Annotated in this window: 19 protein-coding genes; 6 read left to right on the plus strand and 13 right to left on the minus strand. The window is 41.4% G+C overall.

Features of this window, described 5'->3' with window-relative positions; translation table 11 throughout:
• Positions 1–8 precede the first annotated feature (8 nt).
• From FTU39_RS09335 to FTU39_RS09360, 6 genes are all read right to left on the minus strand, one after another.
• Positions 9–656: a MotA/TolQ/ExbB proton channel family protein gene (locus FTU39_RS09335; RefSeq protein WP_004976814.1), complete on the minus strand. Its 648-nt coding sequence runs from the start codon at positions 654–656 to the stop codon at positions 9–11.
• A 31-nt stretch (positions 657–687) separates the two neighbouring features.
• Positions 688–1575, minus strand: a complete 888-nt coding sequence (locus FTU39_RS09340; RefSeq protein ID WP_180052084.1) for a ParB/RepB/Spo0J family partition protein — start codon at positions 1573–1575, stop codon at positions 688–690.
• Positions 1572–2354: a ParA family protein gene (locus FTU39_RS09345; RefSeq protein WP_004976821.1), complete on the minus strand. Its 783-nt coding sequence runs from the start codon at positions 2352–2354 to the stop codon at positions 1572–1574. The genes FTU39_RS09340 and FTU39_RS09345 overlap by 4 nt, the downstream gene beginning before the upstream one ends.
• A gap of 23 nt (positions 2355–2377) precedes the next feature.
• Positions 2378–3010 carry a 16S rRNA (guanine(527)-N(7))-methyltransferase RsmG gene (gene rsmG, locus FTU39_RS09350; RefSeq protein ID WP_131261485.1) on the minus strand — a complete coding sequence of 211 codons (633 nt, stop codon included), beginning with the start codon at positions 3008–3010 and terminating at the stop codon, positions 2378–2380.
• Positions 3011–3094: 84 nt separating this feature from the next.
• The gene (gene murU, locus FTU39_RS09355) at positions 3095–3784 is read right to left on the minus strand and encodes an N-acetylmuramate alpha-1-phosphate uridylyltransferase MurU (RefSeq protein WP_180052085.1); all 690 of its coding nucleotides are present in this window, start codon (positions 3782–3784) and stop codon (positions 3095–3097) included.
• Positions 3785–4798, minus strand: a complete 1014-nt coding sequence (locus FTU39_RS09360) for an aminoglycoside phosphotransferase family protein (RefSeq protein WP_180052086.1) — start codon at positions 4796–4798, stop codon at positions 3785–3787.
• Positions 4799–4918: 120 nt separating this feature from the next.
• Between FTU39_RS09360 and FTU39_RS09365 the strand changes: the two genes are divergently transcribed.
• Both FTU39_RS09365 and FTU39_RS09370 read left to right on the plus strand, forming a co-directional pair.
• Positions 4919–7357: an LPS-assembly protein LptD gene (locus tag FTU39_RS09365; protein WP_180052087.1), complete on the plus strand. Its 2439-nt coding sequence runs from the start codon at positions 4919–4921 to the stop codon at positions 7355–7357.
• Entirely contained in the window at positions 7357–8655 is a 1299-nt protein-coding gene (locus FTU39_RS09370) for a peptidylprolyl isomerase (RefSeq protein ID WP_104851883.1), read from the plus strand. Before FTU39_RS09365 ends, FTU39_RS09370 begins: the two co-directional genes overlap by 1 nt.
• A 169-nt stretch (positions 8656–8824) precedes the next feature.
• Here FTU39_RS09370 and hfq read toward each other — a convergent pair whose 3' ends face one another.
• From hfq to tsaE, 4 genes are all read right to left on the minus strand, one after another.
• Positions 8825–9346, minus strand: coding sequence for an RNA chaperone Hfq (gene hfq / locus FTU39_RS09375; RefSeq protein ID WP_104851882.1), 522 nt, complete (start codon positions 9344–9346; stop codon positions 8825–8827).
• Positions 9347–9438: 92 nt separating this feature from the next.
• Positions 9439–10383, minus strand: a complete 945-nt coding sequence (miaA, locus tag FTU39_RS09380; RefSeq protein ID WP_167845959.1) for a tRNA (adenosine(37)-N6)-dimethylallyltransferase MiaA — start codon at positions 10381–10383, stop codon at positions 9439–9441.
• Between the two features lie 6 nt (positions 10384–10389).
• Positions 10390–12372 (minus strand): DNA mismatch repair endonuclease MutL, encoded by a 1983-nt coding sequence (gene mutL / locus FTU39_RS09385; protein ID WP_104851880.1) that lies wholly within the window; start codon positions 12370–12372, stop codon positions 10390–10392.
• Positions 12365–12841 (minus strand): tRNA (adenosine(37)-N6)-threonylcarbamoyltransferase complex ATPase subunit type 1 TsaE, encoded by a 477-nt coding sequence (tsaE, locus tag FTU39_RS09390; RefSeq protein WP_096901184.1) that lies wholly within the window; start codon positions 12839–12841, stop codon positions 12365–12367. Before tsaE ends, mutL begins: the two co-directional genes overlap by 8 nt.
• 216 nt (positions 12842–13057) lie before the next feature.
• Between tsaE and FTU39_RS09395 the strand changes: the two genes are divergently transcribed.
• The 3 genes from FTU39_RS09395 to FTU39_RS09405 all read left to right on the plus strand — a co-directional run bounded on the left by FTU39_RS09395 (position 13058) and on the right by FTU39_RS09405 (position 14976).
• The gene (locus tag FTU39_RS09395) at positions 13058–13972 is read left to right on the plus strand and encodes a pseudouridine synthase (protein ID WP_180005924.1); all 915 of its coding nucleotides are present in this window, start codon (positions 13058–13060) and stop codon (positions 13970–13972) included.
• 110 nt (positions 13973–14082) lie between these two features.
• The gene (locus tag FTU39_RS09400; protein WP_004976848.1) at positions 14083–14439 is read left to right on the plus strand and encodes a type II toxin-antitoxin system RelB/DinJ family antitoxin; all 357 of its coding nucleotides are present in this window, start codon (positions 14083–14085) and stop codon (positions 14437–14439) included.
• Between the two features lie 93 nt (positions 14440–14532).
• Complete coding sequence (locus FTU39_RS09405; protein ID WP_004976850.1) at positions 14533–14976, plus strand: GNAT family N-acetyltransferase; 444 nt, start codon at positions 14533–14535, stop codon at positions 14974–14976.
• Positions 14977–15077: 101 nt separating this feature from the next.
• Here FTU39_RS09405 and FTU39_RS09410 read toward each other — a convergent pair whose 3' ends face one another.
• Entirely contained in the window at positions 15078–15800 is a 723-nt protein-coding gene (locus FTU39_RS09410) for a pseudouridine synthase (protein ID WP_131261624.1), read from the minus strand.
• Positions 15801–15959: 159 nt separating this feature from the next.
• Between FTU39_RS09410 and FTU39_RS09415 the strand changes: the two genes are divergently transcribed.
• Positions 15960–16415, plus strand: a complete 456-nt coding sequence (locus tag FTU39_RS09415) for a DUF441 domain-containing protein (protein ID WP_004976854.1) — start codon at positions 15960–15962, stop codon at positions 16413–16415.
• 85 nt (positions 16416–16500) lie between these two features.
• On the opposite strand, the gene FTU39_RS09420 is transcribed toward FTU39_RS09415, so the two are convergent.
• Positions 16501–17676 (minus strand): MFS transporter, encoded by a 1176-nt coding sequence (locus tag FTU39_RS09420; RefSeq protein ID WP_180052088.1) that lies wholly within the window; start codon positions 17674–17676, stop codon positions 16501–16503.
• A 130-nt stretch (positions 17677–17806) separates the two neighbouring features.
• A complete protein-coding gene (locus FTU39_RS09425) occupies positions 17807–18727 on the minus strand; it encodes a LysR family transcriptional regulator (RefSeq protein ID WP_131261626.1) in 921 nt (306 codons plus the stop codon).
• Between the last annotated feature and the right edge of the window lie 140 nt (positions 18728–18867).

The following is an 18867-nucleotide window of genomic DNA, read 5'->3' on the forward strand; positions in this document are numbered from 1 at the left end:
AACTCACCTTAGCTTACTTTTTTCACATCTTGCACATCCGCATCAAGCTGATGAGGTTGACTCTGATGAAATAATCCTGCGTGAAACAAAGTCGCTTGCTGCTCTAACTCAGCAGTATATTCTTGCACCAAACGCTGAAAATAACGATAGGCAAATAAGGCTGGAATTGCAATTAACATACCTGCAGCAGTGGTAATTAAGGCTTTAGAAATCCCTGGAATCATTAAGGTTGGATTACTTGCACCCACATCAATCACTAAAAATGATTCAATAATCCCAAGCACTGTACCCAATAAACCCAATAATGGCGCAACTGCACTGAGCGTACCCAAGAAGTTGATATTTTTTTCTAAATAACCAATTTCTTGTGAAGCTGTCGCTTCCATTTGTGCACGCGCATAGTGTTCTGATTGTTGTTTGTTACGCGCACCCGCCTCAAAAATACGGCCTAATGTACTGTTTTTTAAGTTGGCACTTTGATTCAGTTGTTGCAACACAGTCGCTAAACTTTGCCCGCGGTTGAGCAACAACGCATTGGGCAAAATACCTGCTCTCTTTAAACGCATAAAACGCTCAATGGTAATTGCAACGGTAAATACCGAGCACAATACCAACGGCAGCATCAGCCAGCCACCTGCTTTTACCAATTCCCACATTCGCTTTTCCCCAATAAAATACGAATTAAAATTAATCGGACAGGCAAATATTTAAAATACCATCCAGCTCTTCCAGAGAGTGATAACTGATGGTCATTTTGCCCTTACCTTGCTTGTTATAATCAATTTTAACATCTGCACTAAAACGCTCAGAAAGACGTTGCGTGAGTTGTTGAATATCAGGCGCAATAGCCGTTTTCGGCTTTTCTTGTTTTGGCGCATTAAAGTCACGTACCAACTGTTCGGTTTGACGTACCGATAAATTCTTTTCAATTACATGCTGCGCGACTTTGAGCTGATCTTTAGCTTTCAAAGTTAAAATAGCACGTGCATGACCCATATCTAGCAAGCCTTGCTGCATCAACTCTTTAACAGGCTCAGCCAAAGTGAGTAAACGCAATAAATTACTGACCGTGGTACGTGCTTTACCTACTGTTTCCGCAATTTCTTGATGACTCAAGCCAAACTCATCGTGAAAGCGTTGCAGCGCCATTGCCTGATCAATCGGATTAAGATCTTGGCGCTGAATGTTTTCAATTAATGCCAAAGCAATCGCGACCTGATCGGTCAAATCACGCACAATTGCTGGAATTTCAGTTAAACCAGCCAACTGTGCAGCACGCCAGCGACGTTCACCTGCAATAATTTCATAAGGATGTAGTTCGTCATCAATAGGACGAATCACAATTGGCTGCATTACACCATGTTTTTCAATAGATGCCGCCAGTTCCTGCAAATCTTGTTCTTGAATAAAACGACGCGGTTGATATTCACCACGTTTTAATAAATTGACATCAATTTGTTTTAGCTGACCATGATCTAAAGATTGCACTTCAAGTTGTAATTTTTCTTTCTGGATTGACCCCAATAAGGCATCCAAACCACGACCTTTGGCTAATCCGCGTTTTTTTGTGGTCATGCTTTACTTCCTTTTTTCACTTTGCTTTTTTTCAACATTTCAGCTGCTAAATTCAGGTAGGCAACTGCACCCTTCGAGCTTTTTTCAAAATAAATGACGGGTAAACCGTGTGCAGGTGCTTCTGCCAAGCGTACATTACGCGGAATCACGGTATCGTATAATTTTTTACCAAAATAGTGCGATAATTCTTCAGACACGTCACGGGTTAAGGCATTACGCGCATCATACATGGTACGCAATACGCCAATAATTTCTAAATCAGGATTGAGTGCTTGTTGAATACGATCAATGGTTTGTGTCAGGTCTGCCAAACCTTCAAGTGCATAATATTCGCACTGCATTGGAATGATTACACTTTGCACTGCTGCTAAAGCGTTTACTGTAATTAAGCTTAAACTTGGTGCACAGTCGACAATAATATAATCAAAGTCTTTGGCAACTTCTTGCAAGGCATTGCGCAAAATAAACTCGCGCCCTTCTTGCTCAGCAATCACCAATTCAACCCCTGCCAAATCACGATTGGCACCCAAGACTTTATAACCAACTTCTGCCTTGCTAATTGCGGTTTCAATCGGCACTTCGCCCAACAATACATCGGTCACTGAATACAGCAAATCATTTTTTTGAATGCCTGAACCCATGGTGGCATTGCCTTGTGAGTCCATATCGACCAATAAAACGCGCTTTTTCAAAACAGCTAAAGATGCTGCCAAATTTACTGCGGTTGTGGTTTTTCCGACACCACCTTTTTGGTTCGCAATCGCAATAATTTGTGCCATGATCACCCCAGTCCTTTGAAAAATTAAATACGTTTTAATAAAAGTAAATGACGTTGTTCGTCTAAGCGCGGAACTTTAAGCTCGATAATTTCACAGCTGAATTCATCTTTCAATGCCTCTACTTCATCGGCAGGAATCAAACCTTTCATAGATGCAATAATACTTTGCTCATGCATAAATGGTTTTGACGCGGCTACAAAGTCAGTTAAAGATGCAAAAGCACGACTGGTAATTACATCAAACTGACCTAACTCGCGGATGCTGTCTTCATTTTCAACACGGGTCTGAACTGCCACGACGTTTTTCAGTTTTAAATCGGCAATAAACTGTTTTAAGAAACGAATCTTTTTACCATTCGAGTCCAATAACACGCAATCGCGCTCAGGCTGACACAAGGCAATAATCATGCCCGGCATACCACCGCCAGTACCAATATCCAGTAAACGACCTGCAGGCAAATCTTTGAGGATGCTCAGACTATCTAGCAAATGCTTCACCAGCATTTCTTTCGGGTCACGAATTGCAGTGAGGTTGTACGCTTTGTTCCATAGCACCAAAGCATCTTGGTATTTGAGTAATAAATTTAAAGCCTCATCACTGAGCTCTAAACCTAAAGCCTGACTACCTTGCTTGAGTTCCTGAAAAAACGAATGCATCACAATTCACATCTCGAAAAAGTTAATGGAAGTATACCGATTTATAGTTGCAGTCATAGGGGCGAATGCTTAGTGAATATGCACTTAAGCGTACACACCCTGCTGAATTTGTTGATCTAGCGCATTTAATCGTTCAGGAGTGCCAACATCCACCCAAACGCCCTGCAATTTCTGTGCAGAAATTTTTTCTTGCAGCATGGCTTGTTTCAATAATGGTGCTAGTGGACGCTTGCCAGATTCTAAACCAACAAACATTTGTGGATGCATCACCGCGACCCCACTGTAAGTCAGATTTTCACCTGACTGTGCTTGTTCAAAGGTATAAGCCTTATTTTCAGACAAGGTAAAATCACCTTGTGGATGCTGCACGGGATTTTCAACCAAAACCAAATGTGCCAAAGCATCCTGCAGTTGTACATTCAACAAAGGTGCGAAATCCATGGTGGTCCAAACATCGCCATTCACCAATATAAAAGGTTCATTGCCCAATAATGGCAACGCATTGATGATGCCACCTGCAGTTTCTAAGCCTTCGCCTTCATGCGACCACAAAATTTTCACACCAAACTGAGAACCATCACCCAAAGTATCTGCAAGTTTTTCACCCAACCATGCCGTATTGATGACAATTTCCTGCACACCCAACTTTTGTAATTTTTCGATGTGCCACACAATTAGAGGTTTTCCACCGACTTCCAATAAAGGTTTAGGCGTATGCAGTGTTAAAGGACGCATACGATTGCCCATTCCTGCGGCAAGAATCATGGCTTTCATTTAGGCAACCACCTCATACTGACCATATTTGGCAGTAAATTTTGGCATTACTGTCGTGTGAATAAAGTGCATAAATGGTTGTAATTCTGGATAAGGTTTACTTTCTTCAAGTAAATACCACATTACGCGCGGTAAATCCTTGAGATAACCCGATTTACCATCACGCTCAAATAAACGCACAAAAATACCTAAAATTTTGATATGACGCTGAATCGCCATCATATCGGCATCTTTTTTAAATTGTTCAAAATCACGGTCTTGCTTAGATACTTCTGGCAACAAGTCATAGAACATTTTAAACCAACGATACACATGCTCAGCATTCCACTGCACATAAGCATCACGGGTAATCGAAATTAAATCGTATGTATCTGCACCAATGACCGCATCCTGAAAATCAATCACACCAAGTTCCGTGTCATCGCCTACTTTCATTAAGTTACGACTATGAAAATCACGATGCACAATCACTTGCGGCTGTGCCACAGCTGCATTGGCTAAAATAGCAAAAGTACGTTTAATTAAGGCACTTTCTTCTGCGCTTGGCTGAATCTGTAAGGCAGGCAATAACCAATCGGTGAGCAATTCCATTTCACTGATGAGTTTGTCATAGGAATACTCAGGGAAATGTGCCGTACCATCAATATCTTGTAATTGAATTAACTGCTTAAAACACTGCGCATAGTAGTCATCTACAGTCTGATCATTCAGCAAGGTAGATAATAAGACATCACCAAAATCTTCAAGCAACAAAAAGCCTTGTGTCAGGTCTTTGGCTACAATTTTTGGCACGCGCACGCCATGGGCAGCAAAAAATTCATCAATCGTCACAAAAGGACCACAATCTTCTTTTTCTGGTGGTGCATCCATGAGCATAAATGTTTTATTATTCAACTTGATTCGTGCGTAACGACGAAAACTTGCATCACCTGCTAAAAAATGAGTTTCAAATTGATCTGAACCAAGTACAGATGTTATCCATGTTTGTATCAATTGTTCGCGTTGTGTATTCATTTGCAATAAATTCTAATACAGGCTGAGTTTTTAAAGTGCTAAGTGTAGCTACTTCTGCGCTTTTTCTCTATGATGCGACAATAATTAATTGCGATTAAGCATTCTTGGTTGATGAGATAAATGAAGCATCAGTTTAAATTTAATCCTTTAGCGACTGCGGTCTTAACTCTGTTATGTGGTCACTCTGTTTCCAGCTATGCGCAGACCACAGATCAGACTTCATCTGTCACAAATCTCAATAACCAACAGCTTAAACACACCATTCAGGAAGCTTATCCTGGGCAGCAGTTCTTTGAGCAATATTATGTTGATAAAGCTGCACCTGAAGCACAACAACAATTTGGTCACAGCCAAAGTTCTGCCTATTGTGAGGGTGCGTGGCTAACGCCGATCAGCTCAGGTACTGTTGCGGTAGATGCTGCAAATGCCACTTCTACAGTGACTGCCGATTATGGGCACTATGACCCAAATGGTGATTCAGTCTTAGAAGGCAACGTGGTGATTGACCAAGAAGGTCGTCAAATTCGTGCCGATAAAATTACCATTGATCAAACTCAGACCTTTGCCAAAGCCGAAGGTCGGGTACAAATGGCGCAAGCGGGTTTACTGGCGCAAAGTGATGAAATTAATTACAACCTAAAAACCCAGCAAGGTGACTTAAACAACAGTTTTTATATTGCCGAAGAACAACATGCACACGGCATGGCAGAAAAAATTGCACGCACCTCAACCAATACGATGGTGCTGAATAATGCCACTTACAGTACTTGCCCGCCTGAACAAGCCCCGACTTGGAAAATTCAAGCCAATGAAATTAAGCTGAATCAGGAAACGGGACGCGGTGAAACACGCGGCACCAAATTGTATGTGAAAAATGTACCAGTTTTAGCTGTACCCTACTTCAATTTCCCAATTGATGACCGCCGTACCACAGGTATTTTGACGCCTAGTTTTGGCTTTACCAATGATGGTGGTGTCGAGCTGTCTGTGCCTGTGTATTTAAACCTTGCACCGAATTTTGATGCAACCGTTAGCCCGCGTTATATTGCCGATCGTGGCGCGATGCTAGAAGGTGAATTCCGTTATTTAACTGAAAATTTTGGTTCAGGTAAAATTTGGGGCGGTTATTTAGCATCGGATGCCAAATATGTTGATCAAGACCGTAAAGATCTACATTTTTTACACGGCTGGCAAATTAACGAGCAATTTTCAACCAACCTAGAATATAACTATGCATCGGACAAAGACTACTTTGCCGATTTAAATAACAACCCGAACTCTAAAACCGATCTTAATTTACGTCGTGCTTGGGAACTTAACTATCGCAATGGTATTCCTGGCTTAAAAGCTCAGCTCAAAGTTGAAGATTTCCAAACGCTGGATCAATCTATTGCCTATGAAAAACGCCCTTATGCACGTTTACCACAATTCTTGTTGAATTATAAAACAGGTAATCCTCAAGGTTTCCAAGTCGAGTTTAATAACGACACGGCTTACTTCAAAAAAGACATTGGTGCATTAGATGTAGGCGAACCAAGCGGCACCCGTATTTATAACGACTTTGCAGTGCGTTATAACTACCGCAATCCGTGGTCATTTGTTATTCCAGAAGTGTCTTTACGCAACATTAACACCTTCTATGACAAAGACACTCGATATAACTCATCTAGTGAGAGTGAATCCGTCACTGTGCCACAATTTACATTGGACACAGGGATTACCTTTGAAAAAAATGGTCGCTTCCTACAAACGATTACGCCACGTGCATTCTATGCCTATGCACCGTATAAAAATCAAAATGATCACCCTAACTTTGATTCTGCAACAGCTTCGATTAATTATGACCAGTTGTTCAGTCCAAACCGTTTCTATGGTCATGACCGTTTAGAAGACAACAACTTTTTGTCTTTGGGTTTAAACTATAGCCTATTTGATGAAATTGGTTTGGAACGCCTTAGAGCAGGAATTGGTCAAAGTTTTTACTTTGAAGATCGTCGTGTCACGCTGGATAATACCGAAGACGAATTTAATACGGAAAACCGTACTGGGCCAATTGTGAGCTTAACCAGTCAGCTAAGTCAAAACCTCAGTGTGGGTGCCAATGCTGCATGGATGTCAAATGGCGACAATGCACAGCGCAGTGTCAATATGCTTTACACGGGTGATCAAGGCAACTTATATAGCTTTGGTTATATTAACCGTCGTGTTATTCCAAACCGTCAAGATCATTATGATCAAGTTGTGGCATCGTTTATTCAGCCGATTCACAACAACTGGCGTATTTTAGGTCATGCGCAATACGACCTAGACCATAGCGTCGCCCGTGAATATTTGCTAGGGGTGAATTATGAATCTTGCTGTTGGGGCATTTCAGTCTATGGACGCTCTTACTATAACGACTTGGATGATGTGACGGATGCGGGCGTTAAACCCAAACGTGCCATTATGGCAGAGTTAAATTTAAAAGGTTTAGGCAGTTTCAATAATAAACTTGCATCTTTACTTGAAAACCGTATTTTAGGTTTTAATAAAATTAATCAATCTTGGACACAACGTTAATGAAAACAGAACAGTTAAAACGATTTTTAAAAGCATCAACCTTAGCACTTTGCATGACAGCAGCGCTGCCTGCATTTGCTGCGAATGATCAAATTGTGGCTGTAGTTGACAATAGTGTCATTTTAAAAAGTGATTTAGCGCAAAGCGTGGTTGAACTCAAACAACAACTTGAGATGCAAAAGCGCCCTGTTCCACCACAACACATTTTAGAACAACAAGCTTTAGAACAACTGATTGTACGCCAAGCGCAATTAGAGCAAGTCAAACGCTACAACATTAAAGCTGATGAAAAATCTTTAAATGAAGCAGTTTTAAAAGTTGCACAGCAAAATGGCGCAAACAGCCTAGAAACTTTTCAGCAAAAATTAGATAAATCTGCACCAGGCAGTTATGCGTTTTTACGTAACCGTATTGCTGAAGATTTGGCAATGAATCGCTTACGTCAGCAAGTCGTAATGTCACGTATTCAAATTAGCGACCAAGATGTTGATAATTTCCTGAAAACACCACAAGGTCAGGCTGCCTTAGGCAATCAAGTACATATTTTGCATGTGCGTGTTTCTGGAGCAGAAAATGCCGCACAAGTTGCGCAACAAGTCAAAGCTGAATTGGCGCAGAACAATGACATTCAAGCCATTAGTAAAAAATATACAGGCAATGGTGTAACCGTTCAGTCTGCAGACATGGGTTTACGTAACTTGACCGATATTCCCGCGGAACTTGCTGCACGTATTACGCCATTAGATGTGGGGCAAACCAGTGAACTGATTGAAGTCCGTGATGGTATTCATGTCGTAAAATTACTGGAGCGCAAAAGTACTGAGCAACGTGCACTAGTTCCACAATATCAAACTCGACATATCTTGATTCAGCCAAGTGAAGTCGTAAGCCCTGAAAATGCGAAACACATGATTGACAGTATTCACAACCGTTTAAAAGCGGGTGAAGACTTTGCAACCTTAGCAGCGACGTTCTCTAATGACGCTGGCTCTGCACGTGATGGCGGCAGTCTAGGCTGGGTGAATCCTGGCGTGATGGTGCCAGAATTTGAAAATCAAATGAAAAATACTGCAAAAGGTGAAATTAGCGCACCATTCCAAACCCAGTTTGGTTGGCATGTACTGCAAGTGACCGATACACGCCAGCAAGATATGACTCGTGAATACCAAGAACGTATGGCACGTCAAATACTAGGTGAACGCCAGTTTGATACTGAATTGGATAGCTGGTTACGTGAAACACGTAACAATGCTTTTGTAGAAATTAAAGACCCAAGCTTAGACCGCAAGAAAAACTAAGCTTAAGTTTTCTGCTATTTCCAAAATTAAAACCAGTGTAGCAACACTGGTTTTTTATGCTTTTTTACCATATGCACTTCATCTTAGCCACTACCAAAATACGACTTTGATAAAAAAACCATAGACATAAAAAAACCTCTCATTTCGAGAGGTTTTTTAAGAAGATCAATTAACGGTTGTTATCGTCTTCTGAAGATTCTTCAAATTTAGAATCGTTGTCAAAACCGCCAGTTGCTTGACCGCCACCGAAGCCACCTTGACCACCGAAGCCACCTTGACCACCGAAGCCGCCGCCTTGACCACCGAAACCACCGCCTTGACCACCAAAGCCACCTTGACTACCGAAACCGCCACCTTGACCACCAAAGCCACCACCTTGACCACCGAAGCCGCCTTGACCACCAAAGCCACCACCTTGACCACCGAAGCCACCGCCTTGACCGCCAAAGCCAGCGCCTTGACCACCAGCAGGTGCACCAGCAGGACGTGGATTACGTGCAGGAACAACTGTAGAAATTGCATGTTTGTAAACCATTTGGCTTACCGTATTTTTTAATAAAACAACATACTGGTCAAAAGATTCAATATGGCCTTGTAGCTTAATACCGTTCACAAGGAAGATAGAAACAGGAATACGTTCTTTACGGAGAGAATTCAAGAACGGATCTTGTAAAGTTTGACCTTTAGACATGTTATAACTCCAAAAATAATTAAAAATCAGCGCAAAAACTATCTCTATTTTTCAATTAAAAATTATAAAAAAGACAGTAGGTAAATTTTGCTTTATCCGTAACAGTTTCGCAAGTCTTCTTGAGCCTGCTTTATCGTAAAATATGTGTGAAATTTATGCGATTCTTGCAACGATCTGAGCCAAGTATATTGACGTTTCGCGAGTTGTCGTGTCGCGAATAGCGCCTTATCCTCCATTTCCTGCATTTTTTCGCGACTTTCATCACCGTTTTGCAAAAACTCTAAAGCTTGACGATAGCCAACTGAACGCATAGAGGGTAAATTAGCATCTAAATCGTAATTTTCAATAAGATGTCGCACCTCATTCAAAAAACCCATTTCCCACATAATCTCTAAGCGTTTTTGAATACGCTGATGTAATTCTACCCGATCAGGCATCAAGGCGTGGTTATGAAAAGTGTAACGATATGGTACATTTTTGGGTTGTTCCGCCTGAAGCTGGGTAATTGGCGTTCCTGTTAATTTATAAACTTCTAGTGCACGAATAATACGTTGTTTATCTGATACCTTAAATTTTTCACCCGCCAGTGCATCTACTGCACACAACTCTGCATAGACCGCTTCCCAACCTTCGCGTGCAGCTTTATCTTCAATTTCTGCACGGACGTCGTAATTGGCACTGGGTAAATTGGAAGATAGTCCTTCAAGCAAAGCTTTAAAATACAGCATGGTTCCACCCACTAAAATTGGGGTTTTGCCACGCGCGTGCATATCATCAATTAAGGCACAAGCATCTTCCACAAACTGTGCAGCAGAATAAACTTCAAGCGGGCTGATAATATCAATCAAATGATGCGGATAACGCGCCTGTTCCGCTTTAGTTGGTTTGGCTGTACCAATATCCATATCTCGATAAACTAGCGCAGAATCGACTGAAATCAGCTCAAAATGCCCCATTTCATACAGCTCACATGCCAAAGCAGTTTTACCGCTTGCAGTTGGTCCCATTAAATTGATGACCGGCAATTGATTTGACATGTAACGCTACTCTCCTCGAGCAAAAAGTTTATCTAGTTGTGCCAATGGAAAGGCACGCCAAGTCGGGCGACCATGATTACATTGGCTAGCAAATTCGGTTTGTTCCATTTGACGCAATAAGGCATTCATTTCAGAAAGACTTAACATCCGATGTGCACGTACTGCACTATGACATGCCATTCCCGCCAAAATATGATCACGCTTTTGCAGTAACGCCTGCGCTTCATCATTTGGGTCTAAATCATCAAGTAATTCAGGAATTAATTCGGCAAAATCTGCCTTATGCAAAATCGCGGGCACACCGCGCACAATGACCTGTTCATCGCCATATTGGTCTATTTCCAAGCCCAGTCGTGCCAATTGTTCTTTTAAATCATCCACCCGCATGGCTTGCATGCGGCTAATGCTGATAACTTTGGGGATCAGCAATTGCTGCGAAGTCCAAAACTCAGGTTTATCCCAAGCGGCTTTCATCTGTTGCAACACAATTCGTTCATGGGCGGCATGCATATCTACAATAATCAAGCCTTCACTGTTTTGCGCCAGAATGTAAATACCATGCAATTGCGCAATTGCAATACCGAGCGGATGCTCATCCACCGCAGGTGTTGTGTTTGTTTGCGTAAGATTGGCTGAGTCTTGATCTAGATCACGTAAAGGCGCGAGATAGCTTTTTAAAGCATTGTTGAGCTGTTGCGAACCTTGATAATTGCTCTGCACAGGTCGGTTATATTGAACTGTCTGCGGCTGACTCTGATTAAAATCGGTAAGTAGCTCACTTCCCGCTTGTGAATCAGGCTGCATCGTGTATTCAGCTGCTGCATCGTCTACAGAGTTGTGAGGATTCGCCTCGGCATGTTTGTGCAGCAAAAATTGTTCCTGATAACGCGGTTGTACCACATAAGGCGCAGCTTGTTCGATAGGATCGGCTTTCATGGCTGTAGCTAAATCTGCAGTTGCAGTTTGAAATTGCGCTAAGGTTTCTTTGGCGTAATGTCTTACAAACTCATGAACTTCTCGCTGATTTAAAAAGCGAATTTCATGCTTGGTCGGATGCACATTGACATCAATATTTTCAGGTTCTACTTCTAAAAATAGCAAATATGCAGCATGTTGATGTCCATGCAAAATACCTTCGTATGCCATACGCAAAGCATGGGAGATGGTCTTGTCTTTTACAATACGTCCATTCACATACACATACTGTAAATCGGCTTGTGAACGTGCATCGGAAGGATGCCCCAACCAACCCGATAAGCGCATGGTGACACTATCAGCATCAATCCAATAGGCATTTTCGACAAAGTTTCGTCCTAAAAGTTGCTGCACGCGCTGAAAACGCAATTCGCCACTGTCTGCAATGGGTAAATTCAGTTTAATGCTGTCGTTGTGTTCCAAAACAAAACGAATATCAAAATGTGTCAGCGCCAAACGACGGACAATTTCTTCAATATGTCCAAATTCTGTACCTGCTTTTTTCAGGAACTTACGTCGTGCAGGCACATTAAAAAATAAATCCTGCACCCGAATATGTGTGCCTTTTTGTGCAGCAACAGCCTGAATATCTTGATGGTCAAAGGCAGTGCCATTGACTTCAACCTGATAACCAACACCATCTTCAGTTTGGCTGCTGACCAAAGTCAAACGCGATACTGCTGCAATTGATGCCAGTGCTTCACCACGAAAGCCTAAACTGACAATAGCATGTAAATCATCAGCCGTTTGAATTTTACTGGTCGCGTGACGAGTCACCGCCAAAGGCAAATCTTCAGCATGAATGCCACGACCATTATCAATAATTTCAATGAGTGTACTGCCGCCTTGTGCCACCCGAATAATTAGCTCGGTTGCACCTGCATCAATGGAGTTTTCTAGTAGTTCTTTGACCACAGAGGCAGGACGTTCAATCACCTCACCTGCAGCAATTTGGTTGGCTAAGGCAGGTTCAAGCGTGTGGATCCGACGTAGATTTAACACATCATTAGGCATGATTAAATTGTTGCTCCAAAGCTTGTTGTAATGCAACCGAAGACGAACTTAGCGTTGCAGTACGGCTTAATTCATCTTCCGATTTTTTAATTTCAATGATCAGGTCTGCGGGCGGAATTTCATCGCCACCTTTTGATGGCCATTCAAATAAAAACAAGGCATTTGGGGTTTCTAAATAATCACGAATGCCCATCAGCTCTAATTCATAAGGATCATTTAAACGATATAAATCAAAATGAAAAATATCTTGTCCTTGTATTTGATAAGGTTCCACCAAGGTGTAAGTCGGGCTTTTAACCGCGCCCTGATGCCCCAAATGCTGTAGAAAATAACGCGATAAAGTGGTTTTTCCTGCGCCTAAATCACCAATTAAATAAATCACACCCGACCGAAAATGCGTTGCCAAAACCTGCGCCAGATTTTGGGTATCTTGCTCATTATTTAAAGCCAAATTAAATGAATACTGCATAACGCTCACGACATGATTCAAAAGACCAATTATGATAGCATCGCACTGCTTTAAAGCCTATGTACTGATGGATAAAACTGTGTAAATGTGGACAATTTATAACAAGTTTAGACAAGGCAATGAATCAAGATTGTTAAGCTTAGCACCCAAACTGCTTAGGCTATTTTCAATATGATGAAAAAGAAACTCTCCCACCTGAATATGAGCAATTTGCAGATGAAGTCGACTCATCCCAACACCTTTGTTCCACCCATGCTAGATGGTGTGAGCGCCAGCAAATTGCATTTACCCAAATTAAGCACACAGCCTGAATCAATTTTTCGTTATTTATGTGCCCAGTTTGCCCATATTTCTGCACAGGAATGGCTGCAACGCTTTGAGGATGGTCTGGTTTATGATGCCGAAGGCAAGCGTTTAAGTTTAGATACACCTTATAGCGCGCATCAGGATATTTTTTATTATCGTTTTTTAGCACATGAAGTTGCTGTGCCTTTTCAACATCAAATTTTATTTGAAAATGAACACTTATTGGTTGTAGATAAACCGCATTTTTTGACTATGAGTCCTACAGGACAATATGTGCAAGAAACCCTGTTAGTACGCTTAAAAAAACAAACACAGAATGAGCAGCTCACGCCTATTCATCGTTTAGACCGCGAAACTGCGGGTGTGGTGCTGTTTTCCAAACAACCAGAAACTCGGGCGGTGTATCAGCAATTATTTGCAGAACGTCAGGTGCAAAAAACCTACCATGCCATTGCGCCTTATCAAGCTAATTTGTCACTACCATGTACTGTGCAATTACGCATGGAAAAAGGTGAACCTTTTTATTTGATGCACGTCGTGGCAGGCACACCTAACAGCGAAACAGAAATTCGTTTGCTTGAACATAATCAAACATGGGCAAAATATGAATTAAAGCCTACAACAGGCAAGCAGCACCAACTGCGTGTGCATTTAAATAGCTTAGGTATTGCGATTAAGAACGACCCGTTTTATCCCATTTTACAGCACAAACAAGCAGATGATTTTTCTGCACCGCTACAATTGCTTGCCAAGCATTTAAGTTTTTTTGACCCGATTAGCCAGCAACAATTCCACTTTAGCGCACAGCAAGAATTGACATTGTAATATGTTTGTCATTACAAAATAGTGGATTTTCGTTGTAGTCATATTGAAATTACAAATGAATTGTTTACAATATTGCTAAAATTTAAATCTACTTCCTTCTATTAAAAATTATGAGAAAAACTGAAGTCTATCAAGTACGCTTGGACTCTCAAGAGAAAAAACAAGCCTTTGCTGTGTTTAAACAGTTGGGGATTACGCCTGCGCAAGCGGTACGTTTGTTTTTTAAGCAAGTCGTGCTGACTAAATCAATTCCCTTTTCAATTGAAAATCAGAATATTAATCTGGAACAATTGATTAAGTTACGCAAATTAAAACAAGAGCAAAAAGCAACGCTAGTGGATGCAACCCCAAGCAATGAAGCATCTGTAACTGGCAATAATAGTGTTGAAGATTTTGAACTGGATGATGAACATCTAGACTTGTTTGATGAACTCAATGCAATTTTGGGTGAAACTGACAAAAATTAACAGTGTTGCATTTTTAAACAATTCTTTAAAAATTTACTTTAAAAACTTAGCTATGCTTCATGCAAGGACAATAAAAAAGCATGGAGTATCGTAATGATTGTAAGACGTGCCACTTTAGAAGACTTAGACCAGCTTGCTGTATTGTTCGATGAGTATCGTCAGTTTTATGGTGCATCCTCGAATTTAAGCCTTTCAGCAGCATTCTTAAAACAGCGTTTTGAAAATCAGGAAAGTGTGATTTTCATTCATATCAAAGATCAAAAAATCACTGGATTTGTATTACTTTATTTAGGCTTTTCTTCGGTTGCCTGCTCGACCTACTATATTTTAGATGACGTTTATGTCACCCCTGTTTTTAGACGACAAGGTTCGGCCAAACAGCTCATTGATACTGCAATTTTATTTGCACGACATGAAAATGCGCTACGGATTAGCCTTGAAACACAGAAAAGTAATTACCAATCCCACCAATTGTATGAAAAGATGGGTTTTGTCAAAGATGATGAATTTCAAACCTATCACTGCTTTTTAAAATAGTCATCTGATCTGACGATTGCAGAGTTAGACAATGGATTTAAATTTAACCTAGCCCAAGCCATTGCTCATAAGCTATTGATGAAAGCTCAGCTAAACTCATGTTATTCCATACGGCTTTTTGCCAACTCGACATGTTCAGGGCTTAAATACATCCATTCACCCACATCTAAAGCCAAATCAGTCAAGTTTAATGCACCAACTTGCTGACGATGTAATTGTTCTACTTTATTGCCCACTGCTGCCAGCATACGTTTAACTTGGTGATAAACACCTTGATGAATGGTCATCTGCAATTCATGTTCAGCAAGCTGTTGTACCTCTGTTGCAGCAAATGTCCCTGATTCATTGCGCAATGCGACACCCTGCTCAAGTTGCTGGATTTGTGTTGCATTAATCGGGTCTGCGGTGTGCATAGCATACACTTTTGCCACATGCTTTTTAGGATGGGTCAATGCTTGTAAAAACTGTCCATCATCCGTCAGCAATAACAGCCCTGTGGTGTCCTGATCTAAGCGTCCAACACACTGCAAACCACGATTCAGCAATACATCATCAAACAAGTCAAACACACTAAAATGATGGGTCGCCTGATGCGAACACTCATAGCCTTGTGGTTTATGTAAGGCGATATAGACCTTTTCACGATATTGATAATTTTCCCCATACACCGAAAATTGCAAAACCGTTTCAGGCGCAATTTTTATCGCGAATTTAGGATTGGTCTGGGTTTCGCCCATAATGGTGACTGCACCATTTTTAATGAGTTGTTGGCAATGTTTACGTGATCCAAAGCCTTGTGATTGCAACATTTTTTCCAACAACATGATGAGCGACCTAATGATAAAAAGTATAAATATATTTGCTGCTATTCTAAACCAAATACACCGTAAATTCTGAACACATTGCGTACCTTGCCCGCTTGTAGTTCAAAACAGTTACAATAACTGCACTTTTCCAATTTATTTCCCCTTTTATGGATCACCATGCTCTCTCAATTAGACCTTAACCTGATGGTGCTGATCGTTCTACTCGCATGCGGTATTTTTAGCCAAAATACGGCTGTGACCATTGCCGCAGCAGTACTGATTGTTTTTAGAATTACGCCGCTAAGTGAATTTTTCCCACTATTGCAGCAGCATGGCTTAAATCTGGGCATTATCATTCTCACCATTGGCGTACTGACACCCATTGCCAGTGGCAAACTTCCAGGCGAAGCAATTCTAAAATCTTTCCTGAGTTGGAAATCTTTACTTGCGATTGCAATTGGTGTTTTTGTGGCATGGTTAGGCGGGCGTGGTGTCAAGCTCATGACCAATCAGCCTGATGTGGTCGCAGGCTTATTGATTGGTACAGTCGCAGGTGTTGCTGTGCTACGTGGCGTGCCTGTGGGACCACTGATTGCAGCAGGAATTCTCACCTTGTTTATTGGCTATTCTTAACATAGATTTAGGGACGCTTGGTTTAGATGGTTTTGCTTGAATTCATCGTCTTGTATCAACCAATTTCAATAAAAACCATCCAAATCTAAGCCACTTTGCGAAACAAGATAGATGTTAATATCATTCCGATTGCAGATAAAACGGCCATTAAAATACCAACCCAAAGCCATGTTCCTGTGGCAGATACGATAGCTGCGACCACAGGCGGCAATAAAAATTGTGAAATTGCCGAGCACTGCAACACCAAACCTACGGTGGTACTAATCGCAATCGGTTGTGGTGCAAAATTAAGTACTTGCGCAAATACCACAGCTGCGACTAAACCACCAAATAAAGAGAAATGGATGACCAATAAAAACTGCACAATGAATGGTAAAACATCACGCAAAATATAAAAACTCAGTGCGCATAGCATCAATACCGCAAAACCCATTTGCATCAACACTTGCGCTCTCAGCCCACGCTGTAATAACAACCCACATACAAATGTACCCACCGCATTTGCCATTGCAACCATAGCTGTGAGCACACCTGCGGTTTGTAAAGATATTTGATATTGCTGATAAATGGTCGGCAAAAAACCCACCAAACTGAACCACTGCCCTGCATAAACACCAAAAACCAAAGCCAATATCCATGCGGGTGGATGGCTCAAAGTGCTTTTAATCAGTTCAAAGATGGCAATGGCTTGCGTGCTGATCTGCACACTTGGTACGGCTTTATAAATGATGATTGCGAGCGCAAAGGATAACAATCCCAAACACATCCACACGCCTTGCCAATCCAAGATGGGCAGTAAAAACGGCGTACTTAGTAAACCAATACCCATCCCACCGCCCATATAGGCACTCCACAGCCCCATTTTGGCAGGCAACTGCTCCACTGCAACCAGTTGACGAATAAATGCAGGGCCGCTGAGTGTAATCAGTAAAAAGCCAAAACCTTCAATTACACGCAGACTTAATAGTGCGGAAAAGCTATGTACAAAACCACCAACAAAACTTGCACCTGCCAATAAAGACAAACCCAAAAGTACACAGCGTTTTAAGCCAATTTTTGCGGTATAACTGCCTAGCAACAACGCCAAAGACATGCCCGCAGCTTGTACCAAAGACAGCAAAAAACCTGCCTGAACCAAACTAATTCCGAGTTCAGCTTGTAGGATGGGTACAGTCGGTGGCAACTTGCCAATATGCATTGCTGCCATAAAACCCGCAGCAACAATCCACAAATCCTTTGTCAGCCAACGTACCGAACTCACTGCGCTCTCCCTTAATTTTCGCAAGGCAAGCTTAGCAAGAACATCTCACTGTTTTTAGTGGAGATTTAGATGAGCTTAGTGTTTTTAGCGATAAATTAGCATTCTCTTTACGATGCTGATCGTACGATTTTTAACTTGAATAATACTGCGTGCGTTTTTGGGAAAATTTCTCTAATTGCTTCAAAAAGCCTTCAAAATAGCACTTTTCTTTTTCTTCGCTACGATAACCCGCATACAAGGTACGGCGTAATCCTCCCGCAGCAACGCAGTCTAAACGACGTGAAGTTACCCAGCCTTTTTGCTCATATTCATTCACCACCCAATCTGGCAATGCGCCAATCCCTCGCCCACTCGCCACCAGTTGAATCAACATTTGGGTTAAATCTGTAGTACGAATAGCTTTTGGCTGAATATTGGCTGGAATGAATAGCTTAGACATAATATCTAAACGGTGTTTATCGACAGGATAGGTAATCAGGGTTTCTTCTGCCAACTCCTGTACGGTAATGCGCTCGGCACGTACTAAAGGATGAGTATTTGACAACACCAAACGCGATTCATATTCAAAAATTGGAAAATATTCGATACCTTTTAAGGCAATCGGGTCTGCGGTAATCAATAAATCAAATTCTGCGTTTTGCAATAATTCATGCGGATTGGCTTCAAAACCTGAAGCAAAATCTAAATCTACATCAGGGTATTGCTGACGATATTGATTCAGCAGCGGCATCAACCAGTCAAAACAACTGTGACATTCCGAAGAAAAAATAATCCGCCCCGTTTGCCCATGCACAATGCGGGTAATATCGGTTTGGGTAATTTGAATTTGTGGCAAGACATCATCCGCCAGTTTCAATAAACGCTGCCCAACATTGGAAAATGTCACAGGACGACTACGGCGATTCACCACTTCTACGCCATACCAATGATCTAGTTCTTTGAGTTGATGAGAAATGGCAGATGGCGTCAGACATAAATCATTGGCGGCAGCAACCAAAGAACCATGTTCACGCAGGGCTGATAGCGTTTTTAAGTGGCGAATTTCAAGCATTGCTTGTTCCTAGGGTAATACCCCCATTTTTAATTGAATTAATGGGTAGAAAATCTAAAGCCTTGTTATTGTTTAAAAATAGGTGGACAACCATTTACTGACATATGAGGTCGTTCATGATTATAAAAGTACTGCCAGTC

The organism is Acinetobacter sp. YH12099 (assembly GCF_013419195.1).
GTDB lineage: Bacteria > Pseudomonadota > Gammaproteobacteria > Pseudomonadales > Moraxellaceae > Acinetobacter > Acinetobacter towneri.